The following is a 17000-nucleotide window of genomic DNA, read 5'->3' as shown; positions in this document are numbered from 1 at the left end:
TTTAGTATACCGGCCTTAAATGTGAGGGATAAAAAAACCCTCCCGCGAGTAGCGGAAGGGCGAAAGCACACGATTGGATTGCGTGTGTTGGGGACAATAATTCTTTGACCAAAGCACAACAGCCCCAAAAGAGAAAACAATGTTGTTTCTCATTTTGTGCAGCCTGACTTTGATTCTATAATACTTTTCGCCTTAGTAAAATGTAATTAAATTACAACTGGGAGTTGAAATCTGTTTCTGATGTGTCATGTAAGCGTTGCAAAGGTATTCAATGAAACACAAAAAGGAAAGCATCCACCTGTTTTTTTTAATATTGACTGATTCCTGGTGTGAGAAGGAACCGCTCCACCGCCTGTGTGGCATTGAGGAGACGGGCCTCGCCCTCGCCCGTTATGACTGCATAGGGCAGTTCAAAACGCTTGAGCGTAGTTTCGTATCGTTCGAAAAGTAGTGCCCTGTCATCCGGATTTTCTCTAAGAGGGTCGTAAACCCAGGGAAGGTCGGGGGCGCATAAAAGAAAAAGATCATAGTGCCCGTTTTTTAATTCCCGGTCTATCCAGGGGGCGCAGCGTCCGAATTTGACCTCTGACCATATTTTGAGCACGAGTAAACCCGTATCGGAAAACAGGAAGCGATTGGCTAACAAAAGGTCGGATTTTTGTTTTTCCAACTGTGTTTTTGCGATGATAAGCAAATCCTCTTCAACATAGGGCCGATCTATCGTTTTGAGGTACGAACGGGTGAATTCTGGTGTCCAGATAGTCTCATAATGTTCTGATAGACTTTGCGATAACCAGGTTTTGCCCGAAGATTCAGGGCCGGTGATGACTATATTAAGGTTAGGAAAAAACATCAAAATAATTGCCTGTTAGTGGAAAAAGATTTAGCTTTGTATATCTTAAAGTAGTTTTTGTGTTTATTTGTTTGGGTTAGAGACCTTTGCAACACTGCAAGGGTCTTTTCATTTAGGTATTGTGGAATCCCTTTTTATTCAGGTGATAAATAAAAAATCCCTTCGGGTTTGCCCAAAGGGATTTTTTATTTTAGGATATAATATTCGAAATGAACAAAACAAGTATTAGTTGTTTTTGAAAATTCCGCCATCATTTGAAGGAACACCAGCTGGTTCTTCAGCTTTCTTTTCAACATTGCCTTTGATGGTCAATACTGAATTTTCCTCTATGTCCTGGATGGTCAAAGTAACACGCTTGGTGAAAGGACCAACGCGGTTAGTGTCATATCTTACCTTGATTTGGCCGGTTTCTCCCGGAAGAATAGGATCTTTAGGATAGGTTGGAACTGTACATCCGCAACTTCCTTTCGCTGCAGTGATGACCAAAGGAGCATCGCCTGTATTGGTAAAATTGAAAAAACGGTAAGGATCAGATCCCTGGGTAATGGTTCCGTAATCTACGAGATCAGATTCGAAGGTAATTGCAGGACCAGGTACCTTAACGGCTTGTTCAGCGGAAACAGCTACAGGTGCAGTGGTTTGTTGAGCCATAGCAAAAACAGAAACAGCAAAAACAAGCGTTAATACAGAAAGAAATTTCTTCATCATTATTGAATTTTGTTTAGTTAATTTTTGATCAATGTTCAGTATGAAATACCGAGAGGCAAATTTAACGGATAAAAAGTAATATGTAAACTTTGAAAAGTTATATTTTGTTAATGCAAAGTTAAACCCTGAAATTCCAAATTTTTAGACGGATTGAAAGTCTATTGGTAACACCCTTCCAGATTTTTTTCCCCGAACAAAATAAATACTGTAATTTTGAGGAATATCAAAAAAAATCAAAAGCAGCAATTCAGCATTTTGCCTCTTTACATGAAGTACCTTAAAAAAACCTCGATACTCCATTTGTAATTCGTAGCAGATATAGGGTTGAAAAAGATAATTATACCTAAGTTATTGATTTTCGAAAAACAAACCTTATATTAGCAAAACCAAAAAGTGTATTTTCCAAATTATATTTTGACCAAGCCCAATTTTTTTTTAGTCCTAACCTAAATTTACCTATGGCCAAAGATATTGTATTGAATCCAGATTCAAAGACAAAAAAAGCATTTCCTGCCGGTAAGGCTTCCATCCTTCGTGATTTTGAAATTTGTTGTATCAGCCGGGAGGTAAGTTTGCTGGGCCGAAAGGCCGTTTTATCAGGACGAGGAAAGTTCGGGATATTCGGTGCCGGGAAAGAAGTTCCCCAGGTGGCCATGGCCCGCGTCTTTGAAAAAGGCGATTTCAGATCCGGTTATTACCGCGATCAAACCTTCATGCTGGCCAAGGGGCTGGCAACGGTCGAACAGCTTTTTGCTCAATTATACGCCGATCCTGAAAACGATCCTTTTTCAGGAGGTCGCCAAATGAACAGCCACTTTGCCACGCCTTTAATTGACAAGGAAGGCCGCTGGACCAACCATCTTGAAACCTACAACGTAAGTGCGGATATTTCCTGTACTGCCGGGCAGATGGCCCGTGCCCTGGGGCTGGCAGGAGCTTCCAAAAAATACCGCTTCAATAAAGCCCTGGCTACCACGACAAATTTTTCCCACAAAGGCAATGAAATCACCTTTGCCACCATCGGGGATGCCAGTACTTCTGAGGGCGTTTTCTGGGAAACCATTAACGCAGCGGGGGTCATGCAGGTACCGCTGTTGATATCAGTATGGGATGATGGCTTTGGGATCAGTGTGCCTATTGAACTGCAAACGACCAAAAGCAGTATCTCCGAAGTGCTCGGCGGATTTGCCTACGATAAAAATAAAAATCAGGGCATTGAAATTTATACCGCCAAAGCATGGGATTATCCCGGCCTCGTGGCCTTGTATAAAAACGTTTCCGGCCGGGTGCGCAAATACCATCGGCCTTCTGTCATCCATGTGGAGGAAGTGACTCAACCTCAGGGACACTCTACTTCAGGTTCTCACGAACGATATAAATCCACGGAGCGCCTGGAATGGGAAAAAGAAAAAGATTGTATCCTTATAATGGAAAATTGGATGATCGAATCGGGTATCGCCACGAGAGAGGAAACGGAGGCCATTCGCGAATCTGCCAAGGAAGAAGTAAAACAGAAACAACAAATAGCCTGGAACAATTACCTTGCTCCGGGAAAGCAAAGGAAGCAGGCCCTGTTGGAAATTTATCAGACTATGCCTGCCTATAACGAGGAGGTGGAAACTATAAAAAAAGAACTGAACCGACTCCATAACCCGACCGTAACGGAGATTCTTCAGAATGCGCGCCACATGCGATATGCCTTGTTCAACGTGGAAAACCCGGTAATGGAACCCCTTGAAACATGGATACTGGAAGTGGAATCCAGGGGGCATAATCATTACCATACCAATCTTTACAGCACCAGCGAAAAATCAGCATTGAAAGTTCCCGTTGTTCCTCCGGTATTTTCAAAAAAGTCTGTATTGAAAAATGGTTACCAGATTCTGAATGACTTTTTTGACCTCTCTTTTGACAAATACCCGAACCTTTACGCGTTTGGCGAAGATGTTGGACAGATTGGGGACGTTAACCAGGGGATGGCAGGATTGCAGGAAAAATACTCAAGCGACCGGGTTTTTGATTCCGGGATCCGGGAGAATACGATTGTCGGCCATGCTATCGGGATGTCGATGCGTGGGTTGAGGCCCATTGCAGAGATCCAGTATCTCGATTATCTTGTTTTCGGTTTGCAGCCTTTGGCGGACGACCTTTCAACCGTGCGCTACCGGAGCAATGGTTTACAACATTCGCCTGCCATTATCCGAACCCGCGGCCACAGGCTTGAAGGAATCTGGCACTCCGGCTCACCGATGGGAATGATCCTCAATTCGTTGAGGGGTATGTATGTACTGGTTCCGCGCAATATGACCCAGGCGGCTGGCTTTTACAACACCATGCTCCAGTCCGATGACCCGGCCCTGATCGTGGAATGCCTCAATGGTTACCGACTGAAAGAAAAAATGCCCGACAACCTCGGCGAATTTACCATTCCGCTTGGGGTGCCCGAAGTATTGGAAGCCGGCACAGATGTAACACTCGTAACTTATGGTTCCTGTGTTCGCGTAGCGAAAAAAGGCCTGGCATTGTTGAAAAGCAGAGGCATTTCAGTCGAACTGATTGATGTGCAAAGTTTGCTTCCTTTTGATATTGAACACCGCATTGTCGAGTCTTTGAAAAAGACGAACCGAATCGTATTTATGGATGAAGATGTTCCGGGAGGTGCTACCGCATTTATGATGCGTGAAGTACTTGAAGTTCAGGGAGGTTATCGATACCTGGATGCAGCGCCCTATTGCCTGACTGCGGCACAACATCGTCCGCCCTACGGTGATGACGGAGATTATTTTTCAAAACCTAACCCTGAAAATGTTTTTGAAGTGATCTACCGGATAATGGCCGAGGCCGATCCTGTAAAATATAATTATAAAAAGTTGTAAAAACTTTCAGTATTTATACATTGATTTTACCGGGCTCCATTTTTGTCCCGGGAGGAATGGGTTGGAGGATTTTTCATTGGTATATTGGGGAGCATTCTGATCCCGGTGACGGTTTTTTATTACTCAAAAAAAGAGATAAACCGCAAAATGTAAAACAAGTAACCGCAAAATTTAGAAGTGTTTGGGCTTGGGTTAGGTGTTTCGAGGCAAAAATTGACTTCTTCTGCCAAACCCACACCTTTTGCCCACTCACTTTTACACCTGCCTTCCTGCGTCTGCAGGCAGGTTTTAAATTCCTTGTTTTACATTTTACATTTAAAAAATACTTCAAATAATCATATAATTTCTAGTAAAGACAGTTTTTGAAATTCCGGGATCTCTCATCTAATACCGCACAAATCCTGTAATGGATTTGTGCGGTGTAAAGGTTTATTATTCTACCACTACCTTTCCCGTCGCGATCTTTCCATCCACCTGGAACTGCAAGGTGTAAAGGCCGGCCGGCAGGTGTTTTACCTCAATTTTCTGAGTGTTTGCACCTGCGGAAGTGATCAGGTTGCTGATATTACTCACTTCCTGTCCGATGGAATTGAACAACCTGAAACTGATCATTTTGTCTTCCAGGGCAGTATAGGAAATGAACAATTGCTCATCCACCGGATTGGGGAACAATCTGATGTCGGCAATGCCCGGTAATTCATCCAGATTATTGATGTAAAGGGTTACTGGAGTCCTTTCCGAAACACAAAATTCTTCCAGTTTCTTAATTTTCCAATTGTAGAAATAATAGTAGTAGGAATCCCCGAAGAAAGAGGTGAGGATGGAACCTACATCGCCGATTGGATATGGGTAATTGACCCCTCCGTTATTGCGGAACAGGTTGTTCTCAGGGCAACGCAAGGTCATCATATCGCCAATTGGTATTTCCCAGTTCAGTTCCAGCACCTGCAGCCCTGCTGTGAGGTCAACCGAGGTTTGTTCCAGGATATTTCCTGCACCATCCACCAGTTGTATGGTTCGTGGTCCTTCGGGTGCATTTTCCGGTACGACAACGTCAACGGTCAATAAAGTGAAAGGCTCCCAAACATTGAAATAGCTGTAAGCTCCCGAAGACGGAAGTCCTCCGGTACCTTCAATGTCCGGTTTGCCACCATCCTGAAGGGCGCCGCCGAAAACATTTACCGACTCAACAAAATAGGTGGTTTCTTCCTCCACTATCGGAGGCGTAATAAATGTATTGCCACTGCCTATGATCTCTCCACCCATTTCCTGGTTATACCAGTTGAGGCTGTCCCCGGTGACGGTAATAGTGGCCTGGGATTCCAGCATATTATCAAATTCAACGGACGTTATTTCCGGAGCTTCAGCCGGTAAAACGATGATTTCCACAGACTCGGAAGGCAATTGCTCTTCCGAGCAAACGGACTCCGTGAAAACGGTGTAAAATCCGGATGTGGTAATGTTTACACTCTGTCCTGACATGCCATTGGACCATACCGGGTTTTGATCGGATGAAGCCACCAGTTCTACACTTTCTCCCTGGCAAAATTGTTCTTCCCCGTTGATACTGATGACGGGATTAGGATCATCCATATAGGTTACGGTAATGGAATTGGAAAGGGCAACACATTCTCCCTCATCCTTGGCGATCAGGTTATAGGAACCGGGTGTTGTAGCGGTAAGGTTTTGAGAGGTCGCTCCATTGCTCCAGGTATAGGAAGCAAAACCGTCAGGTCCCTGGAGCACAACAGAAGCACCCGGGCAAATTGCTGTCGGCCCTGCAGCGGTAATGGTCTCCTCGGCCAAAAGGCACTCGGCCTCAGGGATAATGTGTGTAGTGTTGATGGCAGGCGCATCGAGTTTTGTTCTCATGCCTGAAGGCCATCTCACCACGATTGAATCTATGGCAGTAGCCGTTCCGATTCCGAAATTGGCGGCAAGAGTGTTCATGGTGCTGAAACTCTGGGTGGAGCGGATCTCACGGATCTGCCGGCCCCATTCGCCATAAATCTCCACACGTGCGCCAATCCCGTTTTTGTTACTCAGGAAACCCTGCGGGCATATCTTGACCCAGTTGTTCTCGTTTCCATCATTGATCCAGAGGTCATTGCCGCGGATCACATCCATGAAACCGTCATTGTTGAAATCCCCGATACCACCGTTGGGGAAAGGAATATTGGTCGGAGTGAAGGTGAGGTCCCCGTTATTCAGGTGGAGCTGGAAATCAAGTTCTGATAAAATATCCACATAACCGTTGTTGTCGAAATCTGCTCCGGCGTTCTCCCAGGCACCGAGATCGTTAGGGTTGATGCCTGTGGTCTGGATAATATCGGTAAAAGTGCCGTCGCCATTGTTGCGCATGAAACGGTTTTGAAAATCGTGGTTGACGATAAAGGCGTCGAAGTCGCCATCATTGTCAAAATCTTCAAAAACAGTAGTCCAGCTTTGGGCATTATCATTCATATTGGCTTCTTCGCCGACCTCGCTGAAGGTGCCGTCGCCATTGTTGCGGTAAAGCAGGTTGGTACGTTCGATGGCTCCGGGAGCTGCTCCGCCACGACATTTGGTGATGTAAAGGTCAATGTCATTATCATTATCATAATCCACCCAAAGTGCCGCATAGTTGCCGGCCAGATCGGCGGTGACGATAAGGGTTTGATCCAGGACCATATTTCCGGTACCGTCATTGCGGTAGGGGTGGCTCAAATCCACATCGTGGCATACGAATGCATCGAGGTGCCCGTCGTTATCAATGTCGGCCATGGTGGACCGTTGTGAAAAAATGTATTCGGGATGGGCCACTTCCGAATAAGCGGTACCGTCTTCGTTGGAATAAACAAATGAAACGGCACTTCCGGAACCCAGCAAAAGGTCGTTAAACCCATCTTCATTGAGGTCGCCGGCACACATGCTCCAGGTAGGATACACAGTCAGGTTCATGGCAAAATCCTTTTGGGTAAAGGTGCCGTCCAACTGCTGGTAATCAATGTAGATATGACCGGTGGTAATCCTGACGATATCGTCGAGATTGTCATTATTCATATCAACGGTGCAGTCCTCCAGGGAGGCCCCGATCACCGGATTCAATAATGCGGTCTGATTGGTAAAGGTTACCTGGGCGACTCCGGGAAGCGCCAAAATCAGACCGAGTAAAAGCGGAAGTTTTTGTAGAAAATTTGTCATAATCAAAAATTAGTTACGAATTTTCCGGCAAAGGCCGGCAAGTGGATAGATTTTTAATAAAAATAGATTTTCTCTGATCGGCTTTCTCCGGCTTTGTTCTGAAACTGTATGATTAAGAGGCCGCTTTGTTTGCTCAAAGAGATGCTGTAATCCCCGGATTTGTCCCGGGTTTGGTAAATTAATTTTCCTGAAATATCAAAAATATTCAAATCGTGTAATGAAGTGGAGCTGATGTTGACTTTGCCGGCTCCCCTGTCAATGGATCGGATCTCCACCCAGGAATTTTTTATTCCCGGACTTTCTGTTGACACAAAACCGTCGAATTCCGTATTTTTTTCTTCCACAAGTATAGGGGTTCTGTCGGCGTTTTCAAACATATCCCTGAATGTTTCGATCTCGGGGGTAGACTCGGCGAACATGGCTTCCATCCACTTCGGAGGGGCGGTCTGATAATAAAGCCTTGCATTTACGGTAATATTACCAGCATAACCCTGAAGCGGAATATGGTAAAATACCTTGTCTTTCCCGTTCCCTTCCATGCCTGCTTCTTTGTTGAAATCAGGGTCAGTAAGGGCGCTCCCCACGATGGCCACGGTATCATATACCGGAGAAGAAGAAGTAAAACCTTTAGGAGGAAGCCTGTTGTCTTTTAAATGATGATCCATATATTCCAGCACGGTCGTTCTGTTGCCGTTGTAGTCGGCCACCACCATTTCGTATATCTGAACCTGGTCTTCATCACGAATGGTTTGATAATGCGGTTCGAAAACGGGATCCTGACCGTTCACTTCATAATCTTCATCCCAGTTTCCGGACTGGAAAATAATATCACCTTCCTGTGTGGTGGCAGTGACCCGAAGGAAAGCTCTCCGGGAAGGATAACCTGACGGAAATTTGTGGCCTGTTTTATTTTCTAATGTAATACTTATAAAGGCGGTATCTTCTGTCCGATTCAACCCTTCGATGCTCATGTTCACGGAACGATTTTGGAGCATATCGTAAGTGGAACTGATCGTTTGATCGAAATGTTCCAATTCTGCATTGATGCCCAGGGCGTCTTTATTGTCGCGCATCAGTTGCACCATAAAGGCATTGGCCCCGGTAAATTTATGTAAGGAGAACGGAGCCCGCGGTTCTGTTTCATAGCCCGCAGCGATAAACACGCTTCCCTTTGCCAGTACCGGCATATGACATGCCTGACAGGTAATATTGTTTTGATTGTAATAAGAATTGAGCCATTCGTGGTAAGTGGCCTGCTCCACAAAATGGTGATCCGTAGCTGTGCCGTCGTTGGGGTTGACGGTTTGGGTGATCAGGGTATGGCAGCCCGCGCAAATCCCGGCATCTTTGATATGCTCGGAATACGTAGGGGCATAGCCGGTTGCCATAGCCATGGGCGAATGGAGCGGGTCAGGATAAGGGCCGTAGGCCACTTTTGCTGTGTCAAAATGCAATATCCCGGAATGCGTGTCTCCCAATAATTCTGTCGTTTGTTTATGACAAGCCAGGCAGGAAACGCCGTCCAGGGCAATCGAGTCAGCCACCATTTCGGCTATGGAATAATGAGGATTCCCGTTGTATTGGGCATTGTAATTGCCCAGCGGCGCATGGCATTTGGTGCATGTACTTTCGATCTCCTCCTGGAACTGCGGGTTTTCCAGCACTTCATGGCTCACCTTGGCCCGCCAGAAAGGGTCTTTGGCGGAATTAGCCATCATCGTAGCGCGCCAGTCATCGACGACGTTGATGTCATTTCCTGCCAGGTCAATACTGGCTATGCCGGCCGTATCAAAACCGTGGCAGGCGACACATTCACCTGACCCTGCAAACAGATCGTTAAATCCCTGGGGCAGGGAGTCGAGCAATGCCCCGAAATATCTCAGGTCTGAAACCGAATGATAATTGAGTGTAGTTACAGAAGTTCCCCTTGGAATAAAGAAGACCAGAGGTAAGATGGTCAGCACAAATAAAAACGGTAGATGGTGCCGGTTTAGCATGATTTACGTTGGTTTGAAAAAAGGAGGCTTTCTTTTCTTAATCCAAGGTAAACACATTTGCTTTAAATCATAACGCCTTTTTTTAATTTTTTCTTTTTTGTAAGGTGAATTGCTAAAAGTCAAAGGTTATAGAGATGGGGACATAATTTTTATCCTAATTCAGGCAGGAACTTTTATGCTTTGCACTTTATTATACAATTGACTATCTTTATAAAAATTTAAACAATTGTATATGCAAGATATAAAGCAGCCATTAACAAATGTTCAATTGGAAATTCTTAAAGCTTTTTCCTATCAGTTAGATAACGAAGAATTGCAAAAATTACGGGAGGTTATTGCTGATTATTTTGCGAATAGAGCTATTCAATCTGCCAACAAAGTTTGGGATGAAAAAGCCTGGACAGACGAGGATGTTGATAAAATGCTGGATACGAAAATGAGAAAATCAAAATAACCGGTTTTGAAAAAAGTTGTACTTGATACAAATGTTTTATTGGTCAGTATTTCGGAAAGATCAAAATTGCATTGGATTTTTAAAAAATTGATTGACAAAGAATACACTCTTTGTATCACAACAGATATTTTATCAGAATACTCAGAAATTATTGAAAGGCATATGGGGGCTGATATAAGTGAAAGTGTAATGGGGGTATTTGACAATTTGAGAAATATAGAATTCGTAACAAAATATTTTCAATTTAGACTTCTAAAAGATGAAGATGATGATAAATTTGTAGACTGCGCTATCGCAGCCAATGCAGATTATATCGTTAGTCACGACAAAGATTTTAATGTTTTGAAGACGATTAGTTTCCCTAAAGTCAAAGTAATTAATACAGAAGCATTCAAAAAAGACCTTGAAAGGAAATAATAATAAAAACAATATGCCTATGCATTACTTTTCAACACATAGGCACATAGTTCATAAAGAAGATTTTAATCCTCCCATTTATAATTTTTCTTCGCAGCCTGCTTTTTGATGGCACTGATCATGGCATTTTCAAGGCCGTTGATGGTGTTGTTGAGTTTTTTCTGCTCATTGACGTATTCCACTCTCTTCGTGTTAAGGGTCTGGATCTCGTTTTGGATCGTCTGCCGTTCTGCCCTTTTTTGCTCCACCAGAACTTTGAGTTCTTCAATGGATTTGCCTCTGAGTTCTTCGGGCAATTGATCTTTTTTGATCTTTTGATAACTGAAGTCTTTCTCCTGTTCGGCATCCACGAGGTCCCAGGAGGAGTTTTTATAAAAATGAGAACTTTTGCTGATGGTTCTTTTTACGGCATTGGCATTGCTGTAGCCCTGGGCATTACTGTCCTGGATTTTCTGATTCTGCATTTTGTCATAACCCACTTCCCCATAAGGAATATAAGTGGTGTTGAGGCGATTATTGCATTCAAGGATGGCATCATCGTAAGGAGACGGGATTTGCACGCTCACTTTATTTTGATCGATGGCCATGTATTCACCCTTTGTCAGGTCAGCCCCGTTTTTCCATGATTCGCGGATGCCTGCCTCGAAATTACCACAGTAGATGGTGTTGATGGTGACATCCTTTCCGTTGGCGAGTTCGGCAGCACTTTTATAACTTACCGTACCCTGGGTGAAAGGCTCGTTTCCGGCGATGAAGATCAGTTTCAGGTCTTTGGCGTTGTTGCCCCATTCGAGTTGTTTTAACGAGGATTGAATGACCTGTCCGCAAAATTCATTGCCTCCATTGGTCGTCAAAGAAAAGAGTTTTCCTGAGATGTCATCCAGGTCATCGCTGAATCCCAATACCTGGCGGATATGGCCTTCCGAAGCGGGCAGGTTATCGTTGCCGTATTCGTAAAGGGCGATCTGCAGGTTTGGCTTTTGGTTCTCGCATTTGGCCATCGCCAGTTCATTTACGATATCCCAAAGTTGCGCTTTTGCCTGGTCGATGAGGCCGTCCATGCTGTTACTGGTATCGAGTAACAAGGCCACCTTGATCGTTTTGTCGGTGGCGGTGGAAACGGATTCATTGGCAACTGCCATGGATTGGGCGATCGGGTCGTTTTGCGCTAAAAGTGAGGTCGTGTTCAAAACGATAAAACACAAAAACAGGGAAAAGATTGATTTTAATGATTTCATTTTCTTGGATTTTTCATCAAAGGTAGGGGCAAAGCCCTTTGGATGAAACCAGGAATGAGTGAAACGGTGGTTTGGATGAGGGAAGTGGGGGAATTAAGTCAAAATGTAAAATGATAAATGTAAAATTTAAAAGTGATTTCGTGGATTTCCTCACCGCCTCAACTCCAGCACCACCTGTGTGCCGGCCCCGTTTTCGTGAAGGTCGGTCACCTTTACCGACAACTTATCCTTGTACATATCATTCAAAATGGCAATCCGTGAGGAGACATTGTTCATGCCCTTGGATTGCTGCAGGAGTTGGTTTTTAGTTTTTAGCTCCCTGGACTTTTGCCGCCCGATGCCATCGTCGGTGATGGTGATGAGCAAGGTTTCTTTATCTTTTTGGAGGAGTTTTACTTCCAGGTGCCCCTTGTCTTTTTTATAACGTAGGCCATGCCAGACAGCATTTTCAATATAGGGTTGCAACAACATCGGGGGAATGAAGAAAGCATCGACATTCACTTTTTCGTCTATCTCCAGCGTGTAGTCAAATTTTTCCCTGAAGCGCGCATGTTCCAATTTCAGGTAAAGGCTGAGCAGTTCTATTTCCCTCGAAAGGGGAATGAAGTCCTTTTCCGAATTTTCCAAAACGGCCCGCATGAGGGTGGAAAAGTCTGTGAGGTATTTGTTGGCGGCCCGTTCGTCGCTTTGGGCGATAAAGCTGTTGACGGAATTCAGGGCATTGAAGATGAAGTGCGGGTTCATCTGGGAGCGCAGTGATTTCAGCGCCAGCAAGTTGTTGGTTATTTTCTTTTGTTGGTTGCTTTTATACATCATAAAAACGGCCACCACCAGCAGTGCCAGTCCGGCGATGAGGGAATAAATAATGTACCGCTGCCGGCGATTGCTTTGTTCCGTCAGTTGCTGCTCCTTTTCGATGTACTCAATTTTGTTCTCCGAGAGTTCCCGGTCCTTCTCCAGGATACTGATCCTGTTTTGCTGAAGGGCCAGGGCTTTGTTGAATTCCCCGACATCCTCGATCTCTTTTTCTTTTTCCTTGTACAGCAGGTCCACGAGGTCCACATATTTTTGATAGCTTTCCAGCGCGTTGGTGTAATCGCCTACATTTTTATAGGCTTCCGAAAGCCGCTGCAAGGCATTTTTTTCTGTCTTCAGGTCTTTGACTTCCGAAGCGACGGCTATGCTTTTATTGAGATAAGGGATGGCCTCAACGTATTTTTTTTGAGTCACGTAGGCATCCGCAATATCGTAATTGAGGGATTGGGTGGTAAGCGTATCTGCCGAATTTCCGGGCAGGGATTCTACCTTTTTAAGGTTGGATTTCCGCAGGTCAATCTCTTTGTCCAGTTGGTTGCTGCTGCGGTAGTAGTCGGACAATTTTTCATTTTGAATGACCTCCTGCTGCACACTTTGCTGCTGGGCCACATTGACGGAATTGCTGTAAAAGCGTTCCGCATTGCTGGCATCCCCTTTTTTAAAATAAACCTCCCCGATTTTGGTGTTCAGGTCGATGATTTTACCGGACAAATTATTTTTGGAGGCAATGTCCAGCCCTTCATTATAAAATTCCAGTGCCTGGTCCATTTTTCCAAGGCCCCGAAAATTGTCTCCCATCCCTTCCTTGATGCCGACATTTTGGGCGGGGCTGAGCTTTCGTTCTTTTTGGAGGGAAAAAAGAATTTGATTGCTTTTGTCATAGGCTTTTTCGAGGGTAAAACATCTTGCCAGGTTTAATTTCACGGGAATAATGTCATCAGTGGATCGCATATCCTTCAGGGCGATTTCGTAATTACTGGCCGCCAGGTCATACGCCTTCCAGAAAAAATAAATGTCTCCTAAAAGGGCATAGGAAGCGGCCACTTCTCCATTGCTGCGCACCTTTTTTGTATTGAGGCTTCTCAGTGATTCCTCCACGTATTGAATGCTTAGATCTGCATCGACTTTCAGGTAATGCCGTGCGGAGTCCAGTAACATTCCATAACTCATATTTTTGGGGACAGATTGGATCTTTTTACTTTCGTTCATCGTCTGCCCCTCCGTTGTCGTGACCGCAACGCATAAGAGGAAGAACAATATGAAGGAAAGTATTCTTGTCATTTTTTTGTTTGTATTCTTTCGTTTGTCAGCGGGCCGCAACTCCTGTCCGCCTCCGATTTTCATTTTCAAAACTACACACTTTTGCTATCATTTAAAAATGTAAGATTTTTTAAAGGACTCAATTTTGCGCACATTTTGGCCATGAAAACAGGGTTAATCCGGTAAAGGGATCACTTGCCTCATCCGGACGGGGGCTACACTCATTGCAGGTTTTTTTTGCCTTTTCAGCCGTTTACCTTTGTCTTGTTAATTAATTGATCATCATTCAAATAAAAAACAATGAAACTCAAACCTTTCCTTTTTTTCCTGCTTTTCATACCTCAATTGATCATCGCACAACATGCCGGCAATCAAAATTATGTGGCCATGAACAGCCGGCAGCCGGTTCGTGCCGGTCAGCCATCACCTTACGTAGGGGTGGAAGTCAATGCCCTGATGAATGTAAAGGCATCCTCCTATACCGCAGTTTTTAATGTAACCCAGGTTGGCGGAACCTCAGATTCCACCAACAATCTCATCAATTCCCGTATTGAGAAAATCATTAAAGGCGTAATGGCCTTGGGGATTGATCGTAAGGACGTGCATATTGATATGGTATCGTTTGTTCCTGTTTATGAAGTTGAAGTGGAAAAAAAGCTTTTCAGCAAAACTTACAACGAAGTCCCCAAAGGATTCGAGATCCAAAAAAACCTCCATATCAACTATGTGGAACCGGGCATTCTGGACGACATCATTACCTTATGTGCGGACAATGAGATCTACGACCTGGTGAAGGTCGATTATTTTGTGGACGACCTGGAAGCCATTTACGATTCCCTCCAGCAGGCGGCTCTGCGTATTGTAGCATCCAAAAAAAGTTTTTACAAAGCCATTGGAATTGATTTTGACCAATTCAATATGATCTTTTCAGAACAGCGGGCCGCCATTACGCCTCACGATGCTTATTCCAACTACCAGGCTTTTAGCAGCTATTCCCTGGAAGCCGTCAAGCAAAGCAAAGGGTTGAAAGAAGTAAAAAAGCAAACTTCCCTCTTTTATAATCCCATTTCCTATAAAAACTTTGACGTAGTGATCAACCCTGTGATCAATGAGCCTGTGGTTCAATTCACGCTTAACCTGAAGATGAATTTTACGCCAAAGCCGGAAACGCCAAAAACCGTGGAAGTTAAGGTGGAAAAACATAAATATTTCATGCTTATGCCCGACGGACAGATGAAGGAGTTGAATATTAAGTGTAATGATTAATTTTTTTTCGGTAGACGAAGTACGGTGAAGAAGGATTAGTACAAATTTTTACAGTATTTATGCTGTGAAAATTTGTAATTTTAGGATCATTCAAAAAAAATAAGGCTTATGAAAAAATTATTGTATTTCTTTACGATGATGGCCCTGTTTTCTGCTTGTCGGCAGGACAGTGATGATCCTCCAACGGGTGAGGTAGCTTTTCATCTGATTACCAATTTTGAAACGGTGGGCAATTCATGTGAAATTGATCCTTCAACAGTAGAATGGATGAGTATTCCCTTTTTGTCCTATATGGACCTGATTTCTTATAATCCTCAGAACCATAGGTTTGCCTTGACAGAACAAGGCGTTGATATTGTCAAAAACAGAGATTATCCTGTGGATGGAGTCGGCTTTGTTTTATTGGCGAATGGGGCCTTGGTTTATACCGGATATTTCTACCCGGCGTATTCTTCTCAATCCTGTGATTGGGTAGTTATTGAGCCTCTGAACGTGGCATATAACGGCTACCTGGAAGTCAGACTGGGTTATCCGGGGGAAGTGTTGGATGGTTCCATTCCTGATTTACGTAATGATAGCGCCATTTTGAATATTTTTGCCCGCGATGGGAAATTGGTTGAGTAGATTGTCAGAACCGCAAACATGAGTCATCTTACCTTAGGGGCAGGAAATTAAATTTGGTAAATTTGAAATGAAAAAATAAGGAAGCGGCATAAGACTATAATGAGTCATTTGTCATTAAGACAGTTCGGGATAGCCAGTCCCGCTTCCTTTTCTCTGTTTCACCTCGGACAGTTTGTTAGGCAAAAAGCCTGAGTAAGATAGATGAGGCATAACAGAAGTTATTTTATCAACACAAATTTACCGATTTAGTATGAAACAATCTGATCGTTTTGTAGGAATTGACATATCAAAAGATAGTTTTGATGTCTGCGTTTTATCACAAGGGGCTCTATTAGAAGAAAGCCGTTTTAATAATGATGCTCAAGGTTGGCAAAAGTTTGCTAAAAACCTTAGTGATCAGGACTTATGCATAATAGAAGCAACGGGATCTTATCATGTAGGGTTGGCATTATATTTAGTTGAGCATGATAAACGTGTTAGTGTAGTCAACCCTTTGCGTGTAAAGTATTTTTCTCGATTGAATCTCAAGAGGGCAAAAACAGATAGGGTAGATGCTTATGTTATTGCCCAGTATGGCCAAGTATTTAAGCCTGAAAGTTGGACAGCTCCACCGACACATTTAAGACAACTTCAACAGTTAATGACAGTTTCTGCACAATTAACAAAACAAAAGACGGCATTAATCAATCAACAAAAAAACTTTGAACTTGTACCAGACCCCAGTAAAGAAGCCCTTGAAATAATAAAGTGCCAAATAGTAAAATTAGAGAAACATTTACAAGAAATACAATGCCTTATCAATAATAGCATTAAAGAACATTACAAAGAATTAGAGGCTTCTTTACGATCAATTCCCGGTTTAGGTCCCAAAACGGTAGCCACCTTAATCCTAATAACTGGAGGCTTTACCAAGTTTGGATCATATAAAGCTTTGATAGCCTATGTGGGGTTAGCTCCTCGGACATACGAGTCAGGAGTAAGTGTTAAGGGAGCTTCACACATCTGCAAGTTAGGGTCATCCTATCTTCGAAAGTTACTTTATGAATGTGCTTTAAGTGCCAAAAGGTTTAACCCTGTATGTAAGGAACTATTTGAAAGACTCTATATTGCAAAGAAAAAACCATTTAAAGTAGCCATGATTGCGGTGGCCAATAAGTTGCTGAAAATCGCTTTCACTATAGCTATAACTGGACAAAAATTTGATCCGGAATACAGACTAAAACATTATTTTGCCAAATAAAATTTTCTGATTTTCCGAAAAAAATTTGGAGATGAACACAGTTCATCCCGAATTTAATCTGATTAGAT

The 17000-nt window shown here is 43.5% G+C and carries 12 protein-coding genes; 6 read left to right on the top strand and 6 right to left on the bottom strand.

Annotation, left to right across the window (positions count from 1 at the left end):
* Nucleotides 1–307: 307 nt before the first annotated feature.
* Nucleotides 308–853 carry an ATP-binding protein gene (locus H6571_24835; protein ID MCB9326979.1) on the bottom strand — a complete coding sequence of 182 codons (546 nt, stop codon included), beginning with the start codon at nt 851–853 and terminating at the stop codon, nt 308–310.
* A 225-nt stretch (nt 854–1078) separates the two neighbouring features.
* Nucleotides 1079–1504: a DUF1573 domain-containing protein gene (locus H6571_24830; protein MCB9326978.1), complete on the bottom strand. Its 426-nt coding sequence runs from the start codon at nt 1502–1504 to the stop codon at nt 1079–1081.
* A gap of 515 nt (nt 1505–2019) precedes the next feature.
* On the opposite strand from H6571_24830, the gene H6571_24825 reads away from it, so the two are divergent.
* Entirely contained in the window at nt 2020–4437 is a 2418-nt protein-coding gene (locus H6571_24825) for a transketolase (protein ID MCB9326977.1), read from the top strand.
* Nucleotides 4438–4869: 432 nt separating this feature from the next.
* Here H6571_24825 and H6571_24820 read toward each other — a convergent pair whose 3' ends face one another.
* Together H6571_24820 and H6571_24815 are read right to left on the bottom strand one after the other, a co-directional pair.
* Nucleotides 4870–7620, bottom strand: coding sequence for a VCBS repeat-containing protein (locus tag H6571_24820; protein MCB9326976.1), 2751 nt, complete (start codon nt 7618–7620; stop codon nt 4870–4872).
* A 53-nt stretch (nt 7621–7673) separates the two neighbouring features.
* Nucleotides 7674–9617 carry a hypothetical protein gene (locus tag H6571_24815; protein ID MCB9326975.1) on the bottom strand — a complete coding sequence of 648 codons (1944 nt, stop codon included), beginning with the start codon at nt 9615–9617 and terminating at the stop codon, nt 7674–7676.
* A 232-nt stretch (nt 9618–9849) separates the two neighbouring features.
* On the opposite strand from H6571_24815, the gene H6571_24810 reads away from it, so the two are divergent.
* Nucleotides 9850–10071 (top strand): hypothetical protein, encoded by a 222-nt coding sequence (locus tag H6571_24810; protein MCB9326974.1) that lies wholly within the window; start codon nt 9850–9852, stop codon nt 10069–10071.
* 6 nt (nt 10072–10077) lie between these two features.
* Complete coding sequence (locus H6571_24805; GenBank protein MCB9326973.1) at nt 10078–10488, top strand: putative toxin-antitoxin system toxin component, PIN family; 411 nt, start codon at nt 10078–10080, stop codon at nt 10486–10488.
* Nucleotides 10489–10553: 65 nt separating this feature from the next.
* On the opposite strand, the gene H6571_24800 is transcribed toward H6571_24805, so the two are convergent.
* Both H6571_24800 and H6571_24795 read right to left on the bottom strand, forming a co-directional pair.
* Complete coding sequence (locus H6571_24800) at nt 10554–11726, bottom strand: VWA domain-containing protein (GenBank protein MCB9326972.1); 1173 nt, start codon at nt 11724–11726, stop codon at nt 10554–10556.
* Nucleotides 11727–11876: 150 nt separating this feature from the next.
* Nucleotides 11877–13823 (bottom strand): histidine kinase, encoded by a 1947-nt coding sequence (locus H6571_24795; GenBank protein ID MCB9326971.1) that lies wholly within the window; start codon nt 13821–13823, stop codon nt 11877–11879.
* Nucleotides 13824–14102: 279 nt separating this feature from the next.
* On the opposite strand from H6571_24795, the gene H6571_24790 reads away from it, so the two are divergent.
* The 3 genes from H6571_24790 (at nt 14103) to H6571_24780 (ending at nt 16932) form a co-directional block, all read left to right on the top strand.
* The gene (locus H6571_24790) at nt 14103–15068 is read left to right on the top strand and encodes an SIMPL domain-containing protein (GenBank protein ID MCB9326970.1); all 966 of its coding nucleotides are present in this window, start codon (nt 14103–14105) and stop codon (nt 15066–15068) included.
* Nucleotides 15069–15176: 108 nt separating this feature from the next.
* Nucleotides 15177–15692, top strand: coding sequence for a hypothetical protein (locus tag H6571_24785; GenBank protein ID MCB9326969.1), 516 nt, complete (start codon nt 15177–15179; stop codon nt 15690–15692).
* Nucleotides 15693–15942: 250 nt separating this feature from the next.
* Entirely contained in the window at nt 15943–16932 is a 990-nt protein-coding gene (locus H6571_24780; protein ID MCB9326968.1) for an IS110 family transposase, read from the top strand.
* Nucleotides 16933–17000 lie beyond the last annotated feature (68 nt).

This window comes from Lewinellaceae bacterium, from assembly GCA_020636105.1.
GTDB lineage: Bacteria > Bacteroidota > Bacteroidia > Chitinophagales > Saprospiraceae > BCD1.
The sequence above is the reverse complement of the archived record's forward strand: the minus strand, read 5'-3'. Positions and strand labels throughout refer to the sequence as shown.